The following is a 15,775-nucleotide window of genomic DNA, read 5'->3' on the forward strand; positions in this document are numbered from 1 at the left end:
TTGTTTTAGTATAGATAAAACACTGTTGTTATGAGAAAAGCCCGCCGTTGCCAGCGGGCTGACGGACTTAGAACTGGTAAACCATACCCAGAGCAACGACGTCGTCGGTAGACATATCGTTGCGAGTGTAGAAGCTGTCATCTTCATCCAGCAGGTTGATTTTGTAATCAACATAAGTGGAGAAGTTTTTGTTGAAGTAGTAGGTCGCGCCTACGTCAGCATATTTAACCAGGTCTTTATCTTCACCGCCGGCCAGATCCTTACCTTTAGACATCAGGAAAGATACGGCAGGACGCAGACCGAAGTCGAACTGGTACTGCGCTGTAACTTCAAAGTTCTGGGTTTTGTTGGCAATGGTGCTATCACTCCAGCTATCTTTTCCACCATATGGCGTCATGTTACGTGTTTCAGAATACATGGTCGCCAGATAGATGTTGTTAGCGTCATATTTCAGGCCAGCAGTCCACGCATCTGCTTTATCACCGCCAGCAGTAGAGTGATTTGCTTGCTGATTCGTTCGGTCGGAAGTGGTATATGCCGCACCGAAGCTTACGCCCATACCCAGATCGTAAGTTGAGGAGATACCGAAGCCGTCGCCGTTGGAGTTTTTCACATCACGGTCGCCGCCGTTATTTGTCCCCTCTTGGGAATACGTGTCTTCGCTGCCGGATTGGTTTTCATTCGCCCCCTGATATTGCAGCGCAAAGCTCAGACCATCCACCAGACCGAAGAAGTCGGTATTACGGTAGGTTGCTACGCCGTTAGCACGGCCGGTCATGAAGTTGTCTGCTTTGGTATAAGAGTCGCCGCCGAATTCTGGCAGCATATCGGTCCAGCCTTCCACGTCGTACAGTACGCCGTAGTTACGGCCGTAGTCGAATGAACCATAGTCACCGACTTTAATACCTGCGAATGCCAGACGAGTCCAGGAGTCACCTTTATCACCTTCGGTACCGTTAGCCTGAACCTGATATTCCCACTGGCCGTAACCCGTGATCATATCGTTAACCTGAGTTTCACCTTTGAAACCCATACGCATGTATGTTTGATCGCCGTCAGAATTTGCGTCATCAGAGAAATAATGCAGACCGTCTACTTTGCCATAGAGATCTAATTTATTGCCGTCTTTATTATAAACTTCAGCGGCATGGGCCGCGCCTGCGGCTAACAGGGCAGGGATTACGAGAGCCAGTACTTTTCTTTTCATTGAAATAACCCTTTAGTTTTTTTATTTACCTGTGACTCCCCATAAGGGAAGTGAAATCATGCTAAAGGAGAAGTTCCGTAAAGAGATAAATATGAATTGTTACGTCTTAAGTAAAATCTTAATTAAATAATTCTACAGAAATGATGATAATTGACATGAATGTTTTTTAATAAAATATATAAAATAAAAATTATACAATTTAATTTTGTTGCGATATTCTGCGCGGGTTATATGCCTTTATTGTCACATTTTGCTTTTTTCGTTGGGCCATTGCGATAAGTACTGATCTTCCAGCGAATGAATTGACAAGCCCGAACCTTGGTTCGGGCTTTTTTTCGTTCTGACGAATACTCAAACAGCCGTATTATTCAGCACCGCTCTTTTCCGCTTTACCTGCCAGTTGAGCAAGGAAGTCATAGCGTTTTTGCAGATCCGCCGTCGCATCCTTCCAGAGCTGTTCAGCAACGTCTGGCTGCTGTGCATTCAGACGGCGGAAGCGTTGCTCGTTGAGCAGCGTCTCTGCCAGCGCGTCTGACGGTGGACGGGAGTCCAGCGCCAGCGGCAGTTTACCCTCATCGGCACGACGCGGGTCAAAGCGGTACAGCGGCCAGAAGCCGGTAGCCGTTAACTGACGCATCTGATCGTGGCTCAGCGCCAGATCGTAGCCGTGTTCTTCACATGGGCTGTACGCAATGATCAGCGATGGCCCCGGATACGCTTCCGCTTCCTGGATTGCTTTCACCGTCTGATTTAACTGCGCGCCCAGCGAGATCTGCGCGACATACACATGACCGTACATCATCATACTCACACCCAGATCCTTACGCGCTTTGCGCTTGCCGTGTTCGCCAAACTTCGTGACCGCGCCAAGCGGCGTCGCCTTCGACGCCTGCCCGCCGGTATTGGAATAACACTGCGTGTCCAGAACCAGAATATTGACGTTCTCGGTCAGGCTCAGCACATGATCCAGACCGCCAAAGCCAATATCGTAGGCCCAGCCGTCACCGCCAATCAGCCAGATTGATTTCTCAATCAGCGCATCGGCATCGGTTAACAGTTCATGCGCGCCGTCGACATCTTTCAGATGCTGGCGTAATGCGGCGACCTGTTCACGACGAACTTCCGGCGTCGCGTCGGCGTGCAATGCGTCGTTTAAATCCGTTGGGATGCGATCGGCGAACTGTTCCAGCAGGCGCATGACGCGCACGCGATGCTGATCAACCGTCAGGCGGAAGCCCAGACCGAATTCGGCGTTATCTTCAAACAGCGAGTTCGCCCATGCGGGGCCGCGACCGTTGGCATCGGTGGTGTAAGGCGTTGAAGGCAGGTTACCGCCATAAATAGAAGAACAGCCGGTCGCATTGGCAATTAACATGCGGTCGCCATACAGCTGGGTCAGCAGCTTGATATACGGCGTTTCACCACAACCGGAGCAGGCGCCGGAGTATTCGAACAGCGGCGTGATCAGTTGAGAGGTGCGAATATCAATACGCTCCAGCTTGCTCTTGTCGATTTCCGGCAGATTGAGGAAGAAGTCATAATTCACTTTTTCTTCTTCGACATGTTCAAGGCGGGACATCATATTGATGGCCTTGATTTCAGGGTTCTGGCGGTCTTTCGCCGGGCAAACTTCAACACACAGGTTACAACCCGTGCAGTCCTCCGGCGCCACCTGCAACACGTATTTCTGACCACGCATATCGCGTGATTTCACATCCAGCGAGTGCAGACTGGCCGGGGCGTTCTCCATTGCTTCCGGCGAAACCACTTTAGCGCGGATCGCCGAGTGCGGGCAGGCGGCGACACAGTGGTTACACTGGGTACACAGCTCTTCTTTCCAGATAGGGATCTCTTCGGCGATGTTGCGTTTTTCCCAACGGGTCGTCCCCATCGGCCAGGTGCCGTCTGGCGGCAACGCCGAAACGGGCAGGGCGTCACCAAGCCCGGCGAGCATGGCGGCTGTAACCGTTTTAACGAAATCGGGCGCTGCGTCAGACACCACCGGAGGACGATTTGCGCTGTGCGGGTCCACCGCCTGCAACGGAACTTCTGTTACCGATTCGCGCGCCAGCGCCAGCGCCTGCCAGTTACGCTCAACCAGCTCCTGGCCTTTACTGCTGTAGCTTTTCGCTATCGCCCCCTGCAATTCCGCCAGCGCGCTATCGCCAGGCAGAATCTGCGTCAGGTGGAAGAAGGCCATCTGCATCACGGTATTAATACGTGCCGCCAGTCCGCATTCGCGGGCGATTTTAGCCGCGTTAATCACAAAGAACCGCGCTTTTTTCTGGTTCAGCACCGCCTGAACTTCCTGCGGCAGACGTGCCCAGACTTCATCTGCGTTGTACGGCGTATTGAGCAGGAAAATACCGCCTGGTTTCAGACGTTCCGCCATCTGATACTTATCAATAAACTGCAACTGGTGGCAGCCGACAAAATCAGCCTGCGCCACCAGGTAAGCGGAACGAATCGGCTGCTCGCTGACGCGCAGGTGAGAGACCGTCAGGCCGCCAGCTTTCTTCGAGTCATAGACAAAGTAACCCTGTGCATACCACGGCGTGGAGTTACCAATAATCTTGATGTTGTTTTTGGTTGCAGAAACGCTGCCGTCGCTGCCCAGACCGTAAAATAGCGCTTCCAGTTTCGCTGTACCGGGCAGGGTGTTTTCCGGCAGGGGCAGAGACAGATTAGTGACATCATCATAGATGCCAACCGTGAAGCGGGATTTGGGTCTGGCGCTCGCCAGTTCGTTGAAAACAGCCAGCACGCAATCGGGGCCAAACTCTTTTGAGGAGAGACCATAGCGCCCGCCGATCACCCGCGGTAAGGTTTCTCTCTCGCCGCTGTTGAATGCTTCCGCCAGCGCGGTCATCACATCCAGATACAGCGGTTCGGCCTGTGCGCCAGGCTCTTTGGTGCGATCCAGTACGGCGACGGTACGTACGGTTTCCGGCAGCGCCTGTAATAAATGTTTCGCTGAGAACGGACGGAACAGACGGACTTTCAGTACGCCCACTTTTTCGCCGCGCGCCAGCAGCTCGTCCACCACTTCCTCACAGGTGCCGATTGCGGAACCCATCAGAATAATGACGCGTTCCGCCTGCGGATGGCCATAGTATTCAAACGGCTTGTACTGGCGACCGGTGGCCCCGGCGAAATCATTCATTGCCTGTTCAACGTGGTCATAAACCGCGTTGTACCACGGGTTCGTGGCTTCACGGGACTGGAAGTAGGTATCCGGGTTGGCAGACGTGCCGCGAATCACCGGATGTTCAGGATTGAGCGCGCGGGAGCGGTGCGCGTCAATTTCAGCCTGCGGCATCAGTTTCAGAATGGTGTCATCTGCCAGCGGCACAATTTTATTGATTTCATGCGAGGTACGGAAACCATCAAAGAAATGAATAAATGGCACGCGGCTTTTCAGCGTGGCAATCTGCGAAATGAGCGCGAAATCCTGCGCTTCCTGAACGCTGCCGGCGCTCAGCATGGCGCAGCCGGTCTGGCGAACCGCCATCACATCAGAGTGATCGCCAAAAATAGACAAGGCATGAGTAGCAATGGTGCGTGCGGCGACGTGGAGTACAAACGGCGTGAGCTGTCCCGCCAGTTTGTACAACGTTGGGATCATCAGCAGCAGGCCCTGAGATGAGGTAAATGAGGTCGAGAGCGCCCCGGTCTGTAATGCCCCGTGAACGGTGGCGATGGCGCCGCCTTCCGACTGCATTTCTACGACGCGAGGGGTATCGCCCCAGACGTTCTTAAGCCCGTTTCCGGCCCAGGCATCCGCCTGCTCAGCCATTGTCGAACTGGGCGTAATTGGGTAGATGGCGATAACTTCGCTGGTACGGAATGCGACCGAAGCAACCGCGCCATTACCGTCAATAGTGATCATATGACACCCTTACATTGCACAAAAAGAGGGACTCGCGAAACATCGGCGGGCCCTGATAGTTATCTCTCTATTTTAGCAAACCCCGATCTCTACCATTTTCGCTTTTGTGTCCCTGGAATAGAGGGAATGAATGATTTGATCAAAGAGAGGGCAAAAAAATTGCTAAAAAATGTCAATGAACCGCATAAATGGGCAGTTTGCCTCTCGACGACGCAGGGCAGCCTGCCTATTATTTATGGCGGTATCGTTTCGGCTAACGTTCAGAGGGGAGAGAGATGCGCGCAGCGTTTTTAGTGGGGTGTGCCGCGTTATTATTGTCGGCCTGTAGTAATGAGCCTGTTCAGCAGGCGACGGCAGCGCATGTTGCGCCGGGGTTAAAGGCGGCAATGTCCAGTTCCGGGGAAGCCAACTGCGCCATGATTGGCGGGTCGCTCTCTGTTGCCCGTCAGCTTGACGGATCGGCGATTGGCATGTGCGCATTACCCAACGGCAAACGCTGTAGTGAACAGTCGCTCGCCGCTGGAAGCTGCGGCAGCTATTAATGCACTAAATCAGCCAGTCGGAACATCAGCGTTTGTTCTGCGGTCGCCAGCGTCAACTGGTTAGCCGTTAAGTCGACCTGCGCGCCTTGTTTGAGCATCGCGCTAATGGTGTGATCCAGTTCATTTAACTGCGGGTCGGCGCACATCATACGCGTCATCGCCATTTCTTTGACTTTCAGCTCGCCATCAGACAGCTTGCCCTGGCCGCTGAAGCGGTTGCACATGCGGCCGGAAACCGTCATTTTTTCACCGAAGCTTAACTCCGGGGCGTTCTTACCCGCAGCGACTGGTTTTCCGTTTACACTCTCCAGAACAAAACGGTGATGCTGTAGCTGATCACGGTTAACGGAGACTTTTCCATTGCTGACGCAGCCTGCCATAAGCATGCTGAGTGCAACCAGTGCGACGATCTTCTTCATTAAAACTCTCTACATTTGCTGACGGGAAATCATTCATAATTGTAATGATATAGCCTGGTATATCATCGGGGATTATCTGAAAGTGCTCCCCTGAACGCAGGGGAGCAGAAGGGTCAGAACAGGGCGTTCGGGCAGGTTTCACCTTTTGAGAGCTGTTCCAGATTTTGCAGAGTGGTTTCCGAGATGCTGGTCAACGCTTCCGCGGTCAGGAAAGCCTGGTGCCCGGTGAATAGCACGTTATGGCAGGCAGACAGACGACGGAATACGTCATCCTGAATCACATCGTTGGACTTGTCCTCAAAGAACAGATCGCGTTCGTTTTCATAGACGTCCATCCCCAGTGAACCAATCTTCTGGTTTTTCAGCGCTTCAATTGCCGCCTGCGAATCAATCAACGCCCCACGACTGGTGTTGATCACCATCACCCCGTTTTTCATCTGATCGAACGCGGCATGATTAAGCAAATGGTAGTTTTCAGCTGTCAGCGGGCAATGCAGAGAAATGACATCAGACTCCGCAAACAGCGTCGGCAGATCGACATACTCCACGCCAAGCTCCAGCGCGGCGGCGCTTGGGTAAGGATCAAACGCCAGCAGTCGCATACCAAAACCTTTTAGAATACGCAGCGCGGCGACGCCGATCTTGCCCGTCCCGATCACGCCAGCCGTTTTACCGTGCATGGTAAAACCGGTCAGACCTTCCAGTGAAAAGTTTGCATCACGGGTACGTTGATAAGCGCGATGAATGCGACGGTTCAGCGTCATCATCATACCAATCGCATGTTCGGCGACGGCTTCAGGAGAATAGGCCGGGACGCGCACGACTTGCAGACCCAGCTCTTTTGCGGCGTCCAGATCGACGTTATTGAAGCCAGCGCAACGCAGCGCAATGTATTTTACGCCGTGCTTTTTCAGCTCTTCCAGAACCGGGCGACTGCCGTCGTCGTTAACGAAGATGCATACCGCCTCGCAACCGTTGGCGGTTTTTGCCGTTTTTTCAGTCAGCAGAAAGTCAAAAAATTCAAGTTCAAAACCAAAGGACTCGTTAACATGTTGCAGGTACTTCTTGTCGTACTGCTTTGTACTGTAAACAGCGAGTTTCATAAGGCTTTCTCCAGCGATGGTGGAATAACATTGAATCAATTAAAATTATCTTACAAAATTTAAAAAATAATTGATAGGCGTAACCATGACATGATGAATAATTTTAGAACATCTCTTCTTAAGGCACCTATCATACTAAAATTAAACAACTTTCTTTAACACATATTTCCCTTCCGGTCATTCTGAACCCATGCCTTATCAGTGGGTCAGTTACTCTTCCACAGACTGACGTATTCTTTCTGTAGCGAATCAGGCTGATAGACGTTCGTAACGTCGAACAACCGACAGACATAACCTGCAAACTCTCACTTTCATACGAAATCACCTATCGCTTCAATTGATTGACAAAAATTGATAATTGCTCCGCTCATCGCTCCATTCCATGATGAATTTCATGAACTTTTTCCTTTGCTGTGATTCTTATCACATTTCTGTAAATTTCACCAATTGTCCTGTCTGGTGTGACCAGCGGTAATTTCCCTTTTATTTTTTGCACTTATTTAAACAGGCGTTGATATGCTCCTGTTATCCCGTTTATCAAGGGATTGTCAAAGGATTCCAAATAAGCATAATTTAACCAAGAAATTAGTTTTGTTATTTTAACTTGAATCCTCGTGATTTTTATTAACACGTTTAATACAAACAAGAGTGGAGGGGTGATATTGCCGTAACTTAATACATACTATTAACAACACAGCATGTTAAATCCTGTCTTATCCGGCGAAGTTAAGTTGGAGGTGTTATTATGACTGCGCGCAGTATCGTAGCGACTTTTTAATGGAATAAAAATGTACGCGATGAATCTGTCGATGAATAAGCCTGGAACAGTAAGCAAGATAACCTTATTGAATAAACCAATTTCAATAACTGAAAATGCCTGCTCTACATGTAGTCTACTGGAGCAGCTTCACAGGTATCCTTCAGCTACTGTCGTAATATATGGGCGGCCGTCTTTATTTTTGAGTTTCTGGCTGCATGTTCGGGAGTGTTACCCGTGCGCAGCATTGATATTTAAGCATGGCTATTTTTTGCCTGTGGATGAGACCATTGCTGAGTTTTTTAACTACTTCACTATTGAAGGGAGAAGCGGTGTAAAACACCACGAGAAAACAATACAGCGTGTAATTTATTTTCTTCCTCCCGTTTTACTAAGGAAAGAATCTGTTCAGGATACAGCATATCTTACGGATACAGTACCTTTACTTAATGAAATAACACATGCGCGACTTTCTTCCGGGAGGTTATCGAAGCTGTCTAAAAGTGTTCTTGCACTAATACTTTCTGGCTTCAGTCGAGAGATGATAGCAATTAATTTAAAAGTTGGAATCAGGCAAGTCTGGTTGATTGAAAACTTCCTACGCAAAAGATGGCGAATTCCAGATTGTTGTTCTCTGGTTGAGTCTGTTTATTTCTGCAATAGATAAAAATTGTTCCTAATTTTAATTTAAGGGTGTTTACATGCATAAGAATGTTATGGCCTCTATGTTAGGTGTGGTTTTGTTCGGTGCTCTAAGCAATATCAGTTGGGCAGCGGGGCAGGACGAACTCAACAAACCAGTTACCAAAGGAGAACTAAATAACCAACTGATTGCATTAGCTCAATCCCTTTCTCAAAAAGGGGAGAATTATCGAAACGAGGTGGTTAGATATGTAGATGGACGTGTAAATGATGCTGCAAATACGACGAAAAATTATATTAATGAACAAATTAATGCTCAAAATCGCTCGCTGGCTTCACAGCGGGATGCAATAAATACGGTGAAACAGGACGTGACCGTAAGCGTTGGGAAGGTTAATAAAGAACTGGATGAACAAAAGGATGTTCTACGCGGCGAAATCGGCCAGGCCAAAGCTGATGCAATTGCACAGGCTGACAATAATGCGAACGTCGTGCGTGGCGAGCTTAAGCAGCAGGGTGATTCCCTGCGTGGTGAAATCGGCAGCGCCAAAAGGGATGCCTACGCACGGGCCGACAGTAATGCAAAAGCCGTGCGTGGCGAGCTTAAGCAGCAGGGTGATTCCTTGCGCGGCGAAATCGGCAGTGTCAAAAGGGATGCTTACGCGCGTATAGACAACAATACGGAAGCTGTTCGTGGCGAGATTTCTCAGACCAGCAAATATTTATCTGGAAAAATCAATGCTAACCAGTCTGCGGCCAGTAAGAATAGTCGCCGTTTAGATCTTCATGAATCCTGGCAAAAAATGGCGGCAGACAGAATGAATGGTCTGCAAAAACAGATATCTAACAACCGCAAAGAAATTCGTGAAAGTGCAGCTCAGAATGCGGCGCTTGCAGGTTTATTCCAGCCTTATAGCGTGGGTAAATTTAATGCTACTGCGGCATTGGGAGGATATTCAGATAAGCAGGCAGTAGCCGTTGGGATCGGCTACCGCTTTACAGACAATGTTGCAGGTAAAATGGCAGTTGCGGCCGGTGGAGATTCCGTTTCATGGAACACGGGTATTAGTCTGGAGTTCTGATTAAAGCTTACAGCAGGGGGTATTTTACTCCCTGCTCATGGAGCAATAATGAAAATTATCATCGCGACGCATGATTTTTATTTTCAGCAAGGCGCTGAAGTATTATTCAATTCGTGTGAGGCACTTGGCGTTGAACATTTTAACAGCGAAAGAGAAACGTATTTTATTATCTGTGATAATGAGTTCGCCGGACTCATGAGCATACTTTTCTACGGGTATGATTTTTACCTTGCCTGCAAGTCAGAGCCTTGCAATATGAAGCATGGATCTTGTTTGAATGACCAAGGTAAATCATTAACACATAATGAAAGAATTATCGCTTTCCTTTTATACTATAAACACTTTAGTGTAGAGCAAATCGCCAGGATGAGAGGTCGAAGTAAGAAAACAGTATATTCGCATATTTACAATATCAAGAAAAAAATCGGCTTAAAAAATGGAATGCACCTGCCATTTAAAAGTAACGGCATTGATCGGAATGCTTTTTTTGAACTGATATTTCTCATCTGAGATAAAATCTGGCTGGCATCTCATTATTATCTTCCCGGAGAATATGAATGAAGAATTTCATTAATCGATTTATTCGCTCAGATTACGATATCGTCATTCTTCGCCTGAGCGTTATCGGTGTATTTATGCTGTTTGGTACTTATAAATGGTTTGATTTTGAAGTTATGGCCCTGGAGCCTCTGATTTCATCAACATGGCTCAATATTCTGTATTTGATTTTTGGTGTCCACGGGGGAAGTTATTTCCTTGGCGTTATGGAAACCATTACATTTCTTGCGTTGATCATTGGCTTCGCCCGACCTGGTGTTGGCATATCTGGCGATCTCATTGTTATCACTACAGGAGTAACGACTCTGAGCCTGCTGCCACAACTGGGGAAAATTGACAGCTTCATTATCAAGGATGTTCTCTTGATTGGCGCTGGAGCAGTTTTGCTGAAATATGACCTTACCCGGTATCTGGCATTCAGGAATGGAACATACCGGGTATAAACGCTGCTACAGAATGGCAGGAATGTGAACCCTGGCAGAGGATCTGCAAATGGTCAGTCCTCTGCGCCTCTGTTTTCCGTAATAAATCAGGAGACTGAGTTAATTCAGTACAAAATGTTTGCCTGACTGCGGATGTGCGCCATCATGGTGAGATGGCAGAAGGATCGGATACTAACGCTCTGTTATATCATCAACTTTATCATTTCTAAGACGGCCTCAAAATTGTTGGGTCGCGGCAGAACATCTATCCTTAGTGAGGGCGACGCCTTCAACTGAGCGCCCAAACATGCCACAATACGGGCCTTACCGGCTTAATTTTTGCTAAATCAGGATATTAACTACCCATGAAGGGTAAATACAAAGCCGTTCTCGCGCTACTTTTATTATTGATCCTTATACCGTTAACGCTGCTCATGACGCTTGGCCTGTGGCTTCCTACGCTGGCGGGCATCTGGTTGCCGGTTGGTACGCGTATCGCGCTGGATGAAAGCCCGAAACTTACGCGCCACGGCCTGCATATCCCGGAGCTGCGTTATCTGGTGGAGGACTGCCCGTTAGCACGCATGAGCGGCGCGGAACTCACCCATCCCAGCCGCTGGCAGCTGAATATCGGTACGCTTGAACTGGACTCCGCCTGTCTGGCAAAACTCCCTGAATCTGAACCATCGCCCGCGGCGCCGCGCACGCTCGCAGAATGGCAGTCTATGCTGCCTAATACCTGGGTTAATATCGACAGGCTTATTCTTTCTCCCTGGCAGGAATGGCAGGGGAAATTGTCGCTTTCGCTGACGCCAGCCCTCCAACAGATTCGTTATCAGGGCGAGAAGGTCAACTTTCAGGGGCGGCTGCACGGGCAAAACTTCACCGTCAGCCAACTGGAGGTGAGCGCCTTCGAAAATCAGCCCCCTGTAAAACTGGAAGGGGAATTTACGCTGCCTCTGGTGCCGGACGGGCTGCCAGTGAACGGACACGCCGTCGCAACGCTGAGCCTGCCGCAGGAACCGTCGCTGGTGGATGCGGAACTGGAGTGGCGGGACAACGCCGGACAGCTGATCGTCATGGCGCGCGGTAACCCGGAGCCGCTGCTCGATCTCCCCTGGCAGGTTACTCGCCAGCAACTTGCCATCAGCGATGGACGCTGGAACTGGCCGTATCAGGGCTTTCCGCTGAGCGGACGTCTGGGGATCAACATTAATAACTGGCAGGCAGGTCTTGAAAATGCGGTGATAAGCGGCCGGTTGAATGTTCTGACGCAAGGCGATGCGGGTAAAGGCAATGCGGTGCTGACGATTGGGCCAGGCAAGCTGAGTATGGATAACAGCGACATGCCCTTGCGTTTAACCGGTGAAGCGAAACAGGACGATCTGATTTTTTACGCGGTACTGCCGACACAGCTCACCGGCAGTCTGGCCGATCCACAACTGACCTTTGAACCCGGCGCGCTGTTGCGTTCTCGTGGCCGGGTGATTGACTCTCTGGATATTGACGAAATTCGCTGGCCGCTGGCTGGCGTAAAAGTTACCCAACGCGGAGTTGATGGCCGATTACAGGCAATTTTACGCGCGCACGAAAATAAGATGGGCGACTTTGTCCTGCATCTTGATGGGCTGGCGAATGATTTTCTTCCCGATGCGGGGCGCTGGCAGTGGCGCTACTGGGGCGAGGGCAGCTTCACCCCGATGAACGCCGGTTGGGATGTCGCCGGGAAAGGAGAATGGCACGATAACACCATCACGCTTACCGACCTGTCCACCGGGTTCGATCAACTGCAATACGGCACGATGACGGTGGCGTCTCCGCGCCTGGTGCTGGATAAACCGATCGTGTGGGTTCGTGATGCCGGGAACCCGACCTTCAGCGGCGCGTTATCGCTGGATGCGGGCAATACCGTGTTCACCGGCGGCAGTGTCTTACCGCCGTCAACGCTCAAATTCAGCGTTGAAGGAACGGACCCAACGGTATTCCAGTTCAAAGGCGACCTGCACGCAGGGGCGATTGGGCCAGTACGGGTAAATGGGCGCTGGGACGGCATTCGTTTACGCGGGCAGGCCTGGTGGCCAAAACAGTCGGTTACGGTCTTCCAGCCCTTGCTGCCTCCTGACTGGAAAATGAATTTGCGCGCAGGCGAACTGTACGCGCAGGTGGCTTTTTCCGCCGCAGAGGAGCAGGGGTTTGAAGCGGGTGGACACGGCGTACTGAAAGGCGGTAGCGCCTGGATGCCGGACAACCAAATCAACGGCGTCGATTTTGTGTTGCCGTTCCGTTTCAGTCAGGGCGCCTGGCAACTGGGGACGCGCGGGCCGGTGTCATTACGCATCGCAGAGGTGGTAAACCAGGTCACCGCGAAAAATATCACGGCCGATCTCCAGGGAAGCTATCCGTGGAGCGAAGAGAATCCTTTATTGCTGAGTGACGTGAGCGTGGATGTGCTGGGCGGCAAAATCATCATGAAACAGCTACGTATGCCGCAGCACGATCCGGCACTGCTGCGGGTGCAAAATGTCTCTTCCAGCGAACTGATCAGCGCGGTGAATCCCAAACAATTTGCGATGTCCGGCCCGGTTAGCGGCGCGCTTCCGCTGTGGCTGAGCAATGAAAAATGGATCATTAAAGACGGCTGGTTAACCAATCCAGGCCCGATGACGCTGCGTATCGATAAAGATACCGCCGATGCGGTCGTCAAAGACAATATGGCGGCGGGCGCGGCAATCAACTGGTTACGCTATATGGAGATTGCCCGTTCGTGGACGAAGATTAATCTGGACAATCTGGGCGTGCTGACCATGCAGGCGACGGTCACGGGTAAAAGCCATGTGGACGGTAAAGTCGGCACGGTTAACCTGAACTATACCCATGAAGAAAATGTCTTTACGCTCTGGCGCAGTTTGCGTTTTGGCGACAACTTACAGGCATGGCTTGAACAAAACACCGCGTTGCCGGAAACCCGTTGCCCGGAAGGCAAGGAATGTGAGGAACAACAATGAAAACGATGATTGCCATGCTGGCGCTCTTCTTACTGGCTGGCTGTACGCCGCGTATTGAAGTTGCAGCGCCGAAGGAACCGATCACCATCAATATGAACGTCAAAATTGAGCATGAAATTCATATCAAGGTTGATAAGGACGTGGAAAGTTTATTGAAGTCACGCAGTGATTTGTTCTGAGGTCATGATGAAAAAACAGCTTAGAGCGACCGTTCTTATCCTGAGTTTATTGAGCTGCAACGCCATCGCGTTGACCCTGAGCGAAGCGAGAACGCAAGGGCGAGTGGGGGAAACGCTTAATGGTTATCTGGTGGCGCTGGCAACCGATCCAGAAACGCGCTCGCTCGTCAGCGAGATTAATAAAGAGCGTAGCGCCAGTTATCAACAGCTGGCGAAAAGCCATCAGATTCCGGTGGATGAGGTGGCGAAAATGGCCGGACAAAAGCTGGTCGACCGTGCAAAGCCGGGTGAGTATGTGCAGGGCATTAACGGTAAGTGGCTGAAAAAGTAACGTTGCCACACGTTGGTAATATCTGATTTTACCTTCAGTTGATGGAAAGCATTCGTCATGATGTGATTAATTAGTGCACTATGACAAAAGTTCATAGATTATCAGGGAATGATGATGACGCTTTATCAGATAAAGCCCGCTTTTCAGGCGCTTCTGCGCCCATTGATGTTCTGGTTGTACAAACACCATGCCACCGCTAATCACGTCACCCTTGCAGCGATGGCGCTTTCCCTGATCACCGGTGCGGTGTTAGTTTTCTTTCCTCATCCTGATTTATTTTTTCTGCTTCCTGTCGTGCTGTTTGTGCGTATGGCGCTTAATGCGTTGGACGGCATGCTGGCGCGAGAGTGCAATCAAAAATCACGTCCTGGCGCCATTCTCAATGAGACTGGGGATGTTCTCTCTGATGTCGCTCTCTACCTGCCTTTTATGCTGCTGCCATACAGTAATACGTTGCTGGTGCTGCTCATGTTGTTCTGTGCGGCAATGACCGAGTTTTGTGGTGTGCTGGCACAAACCATCAATGGCGTGCGCAGCTATGCCGGGCCGTTGGGGAAAAGCGACAGGGCGCTGGTGTTTGGTGCCTGGGGACTGGGGTTGGCGATCTGGCCAGAGCTTTTGCATTGGAATAACGCCGTGTGGGGCGTTGCAATCGTGTTGCTGCTGTGGACGGTCATCAACCGCTGCCGTAGTGCATTACATGACGAGGAGGCGAAATGATGTTGCTGGAGAAATCGCTCGCGGTCATTTTTGCGCTTTTGCTGGTGGCAACGGTAGTCAATGGATTACTGGTGCTGCTGCGTCCAGGGAAAGACTGGCAGGAACTGACGCTGCGTATTCGCACATGGTGGGTGATTATCGTGCTGTTTTCGCTGGCGATGCTCAGTCCGCAATGGCTGGCGCTGACATTTTTCGCACTGGTGAGCTTTATAGCGCTAAAAGAGTTTCTGACGCTGGCACCGTCGCGACAATCAGACCGTATGCCACTGCTGTGGATGTTTATTGCCATCCCCATCAATTACTGGCTGATTGGCATTGGCTGGTACGGCATGTTTGTGGTGTTTATTCCCGTTTATGTTTTTCTGTTCTTACCTGCGCGGATGGTCCTTACAGGCGATACGCAGGGCTTTTTACGTACCGCGTCTCAACTGCACTGGAGTTTGATGACGACAGTATTTGCCTTCAGCCATGTCGCCTTTTTACTGGTACTGCCTGCGGATGGTCTACAGACCGGCGCACTGTTGGTGCTGTTTCTGGTGGGGCTGACCGAATTCAACGACATTGCTCAATACCTGTGGGGGAAATCGCTCGGCCGTATCAGAGTCATTCCGAAGGTCAGTCCGAATAAGACCCTGGCAGGATTGCTGGGGGGCGTGGTAACGACGGCGGTGGCGGCAATGATTCTGGGGCCGCTGCTTACGCCGTTAAACTGGCCGATGGCGCTGTTGGCAGGTGTGATTATTGGCATAACTGGATTTTGCGGTGATGTGGTGATGTCCGCGATCAAACGCGATATCGGTGTTAAAGACAGCGGCACGCTGTTACCCGGACATGGAGGCATCCTTGATCGGCTCGATTCGCTGATCTTTACCGCGCCCGTCTTCTTTCATTTCATTCGTTACTTCTGCTACTAACCTAT

Annotated in this window: 13 protein-coding genes; 9 read left to right on the top strand and 4 right to left on the bottom strand. The window is 50.5% G+C overall.

Annotated elements, in window-relative coordinates; all coding sequences use genetic code 11:
* Positions 1 to 67: 67 nt before the first annotated feature.
* Both ompC and nifJ read right to left on the bottom strand, forming a co-directional pair.
* Positions 68 to 1,207: a porin OmpC gene (gene ompC, locus OGX84_RS14775; RefSeq protein ID WP_112002058.1), complete on the bottom strand. Its 1,140-nt coding sequence runs from the start codon at positions 1,205 to 1,207 to the stop codon at positions 68 to 70.
* Between the two features lie 364 nt (positions 1,208 to 1,571).
* Positions 1,572 to 5,096: a pyruvate:ferredoxin (flavodoxin) oxidoreductase gene (gene nifJ / locus OGX84_RS14780; protein ID WP_058669204.1), complete on the bottom strand. Its 3,525-nt coding sequence runs from the start codon at positions 5,094 to 5,096 to the stop codon at positions 1,572 to 1,574.
* A 275-nt stretch (positions 5,097 to 5,371) separates the two neighbouring features.
* On the opposite strand from nifJ, the gene OGX84_RS14785 reads away from it, so the two are divergent.
* Complete coding sequence (locus OGX84_RS14785) at positions 5,372 to 5,638, top strand: putative hemolysin (RefSeq protein ID WP_012132302.1); 267 nt, start codon at positions 5,372 to 5,374, stop codon at positions 5,636 to 5,638.
* Here the strand turns inward: OGX84_RS14785 and hslJ are convergent.
* Entirely contained in the window at positions 5,635 to 6,057 is a 423-nt protein-coding gene (hslJ, locus tag OGX84_RS14790; protein WP_047463583.1) for a heat shock protein HslJ, read from the bottom strand. The two genes, OGX84_RS14785 and hslJ, sit on opposite strands and share 4 nt — an antisense overlap.
* Positions 6,058 to 6,170: 113 nt before the next feature.
* Positions 6,171 to 7,160: a D-lactate dehydrogenase gene (gene ldhA / locus OGX84_RS14795; RefSeq protein ID WP_012132304.1), complete on the bottom strand. Its 990-nt coding sequence runs from the start codon at positions 7,158 to 7,160 to the stop codon at positions 6,171 to 6,173.
* A 1,458-nt stretch (positions 7,161 to 8,618) separates the two neighbouring features.
* Between ldhA and OGX84_RS14800 the strand changes: the two genes are divergently transcribed.
* The 8 genes from OGX84_RS14800 to OGX84_RS14835 all read left to right on the top strand — a co-directional run bounded on the left by OGX84_RS14800 (position 8,619) and on the right by OGX84_RS14835 (position 15,770).
* Entirely contained in the window at positions 8,619 to 9,641 is a 1,023-nt protein-coding gene (locus OGX84_RS14800; protein WP_112002059.1) for a YadA-like family protein, read from the top strand.
* Positions 9,642 to 9,689: 48 nt separating this feature from the next.
* A complete protein-coding gene (locus tag OGX84_RS14805; protein WP_112002060.1) occupies positions 9,690 to 10,151 on the top strand; it encodes a helix-turn-helix transcriptional regulator in 462 nt (153 codons plus the stop codon).
* A 47-nt stretch (positions 10,152 to 10,198) separates the two neighbouring features.
* Complete coding sequence (locus tag OGX84_RS14810) at positions 10,199 to 10,642, top strand: DUF417 family protein (protein ID WP_012132309.1); 444 nt, start codon at positions 10,199 to 10,201, stop codon at positions 10,640 to 10,642.
* Positions 10,643 to 10,986: 344 nt separating this feature from the next.
* Positions 10,987 to 13,626: a YdbH family protein gene (locus tag OGX84_RS14815; RefSeq protein WP_112002061.1), complete on the top strand. Its 2,640-nt coding sequence runs from the start codon at positions 10,987 to 10,989 to the stop codon at positions 13,624 to 13,626.
* Positions 13,623 to 13,805 carry a YnbE family lipoprotein gene (locus OGX84_RS14820; protein ID WP_012132311.1) on the top strand — a complete coding sequence of 61 codons (183 nt, stop codon included), beginning with the start codon at positions 13,623 to 13,625 and terminating at the stop codon, positions 13,803 to 13,805. The genes OGX84_RS14815 and OGX84_RS14820 overlap by 4 nt, the downstream gene beginning before the upstream one ends.
* A 7-nt stretch (positions 13,806 to 13,812) precedes the next feature.
* Positions 13,813 to 14,136, top strand: coding sequence for a YdbL family probable chaperone protein (locus tag OGX84_RS14825; protein ID WP_024130313.1), 324 nt, complete (start codon positions 13,813 to 13,815; stop codon positions 14,134 to 14,136).
* Positions 14,137 to 14,250: 114 nt separating this feature from the next.
* Positions 14,251 to 14,856 carry a CDP-alcohol phosphatidyltransferase family protein gene (locus OGX84_RS14830; protein ID WP_047463591.1) on the top strand — a complete coding sequence of 202 codons (606 nt, stop codon included), beginning with the start codon at positions 14,251 to 14,253 and terminating at the stop codon, positions 14,854 to 14,856.
* The gene (locus tag OGX84_RS14835) at positions 14,853 to 15,770 is read left to right on the top strand and encodes a phosphatidate cytidylyltransferase (RefSeq protein ID WP_047463593.1); all 918 of its coding nucleotides are present in this window, start codon (positions 14,853 to 14,855) and stop codon (positions 15,768 to 15,770) included. Before OGX84_RS14830 ends, OGX84_RS14835 begins: the two co-directional genes overlap by 4 nt.
* The last annotated feature ends 5 nt before the right edge of the window (positions 15,771 to 15,775 follow it).

The sequence above is a fragment of the Citrobacter sp. CK202 genome (genome assembly GCF_030333225.1).
Taxonomy (GTDB): Bacteria; Pseudomonadota; Gammaproteobacteria; order Enterobacterales; family Enterobacteriaceae; genus Citrobacter_B; species Citrobacter_B koseri.

What these genes read in the sequence shown, in the direction of transcription:
- ompC (WP_112002058.1), bottom strand. Translation starts at nt 1,207, where the DNA reads ATGAAAAGAAAAGTACTGGCTCTCGTAATCCCTGCCCTGTTAGCCGCA.
- nifJ (WP_058669204.1), bottom strand. Translation starts at nt 5,096, where the DNA reads ATGATCACTATTGACGGTAATGGCGCGGTTGCTTCGGTCGCATTCCGT.
- OGX84_RS14785 (WP_012132302.1), top strand. Translation starts at nt 5,372, where the DNA reads ATGCGCGCAGCGTTTTTAGTGGGGTGTGCCGCGTTATTATTGTCGGCC.
- hslJ (WP_047463583.1), bottom strand. Translation starts at nt 6,057, where the DNA reads ATGAAGAAGATCGTCGCACTGGTTGCACTCAGCATGCTTATGGCAGGC.
- ldhA (WP_012132304.1), bottom strand. Translation starts at nt 7,160, where the DNA reads ATGAAACTCGCTGTTTACAGTACAAAGCAGTACGACAAGAAGTACCTG.
- OGX84_RS14800 (WP_112002059.1), top strand. Translation starts at nt 8,619, where the DNA reads ATGCATAAGAATGTTATGGCCTCTATGTTAGGTGTGGTTTTGTTCGGT.
- OGX84_RS14805 (WP_112002060.1), top strand. Translation starts at nt 9,690, where the DNA reads ATGAAAATTATCATCGCGACGCATGATTTTTATTTTCAGCAAGGCGCT.
- OGX84_RS14810 (WP_012132309.1), top strand. Translation starts at nt 10,199, where the DNA reads ATGAAGAATTTCATTAATCGATTTATTCGCTCAGATTACGATATCGTC.
- OGX84_RS14815 (WP_112002061.1), top strand. Translation starts at nt 10,987, where the DNA reads ATGAAGGGTAAATACAAAGCCGTTCTCGCGCTACTTTTATTATTGATC.
- OGX84_RS14820 (WP_012132311.1), top strand. Translation starts at nt 13,623, where the DNA reads ATGAAAACGATGATTGCCATGCTGGCGCTCTTCTTACTGGCTGGCTGT.
- OGX84_RS14825 (WP_024130313.1), top strand. Translation starts at nt 13,813, where the DNA reads ATGAAAAAACAGCTTAGAGCGACCGTTCTTATCCTGAGTTTATTGAGC.
- OGX84_RS14830 (WP_047463591.1), top strand. Translation starts at nt 14,251, where the DNA reads ATGACGCTTTATCAGATAAAGCCCGCTTTTCAGGCGCTTCTGCGCCCA.
- OGX84_RS14835 (WP_047463593.1), top strand. Translation starts at nt 14,853, where the DNA reads ATGATGTTGCTGGAGAAATCGCTCGCGGTCATTTTTGCGCTTTTGCTG.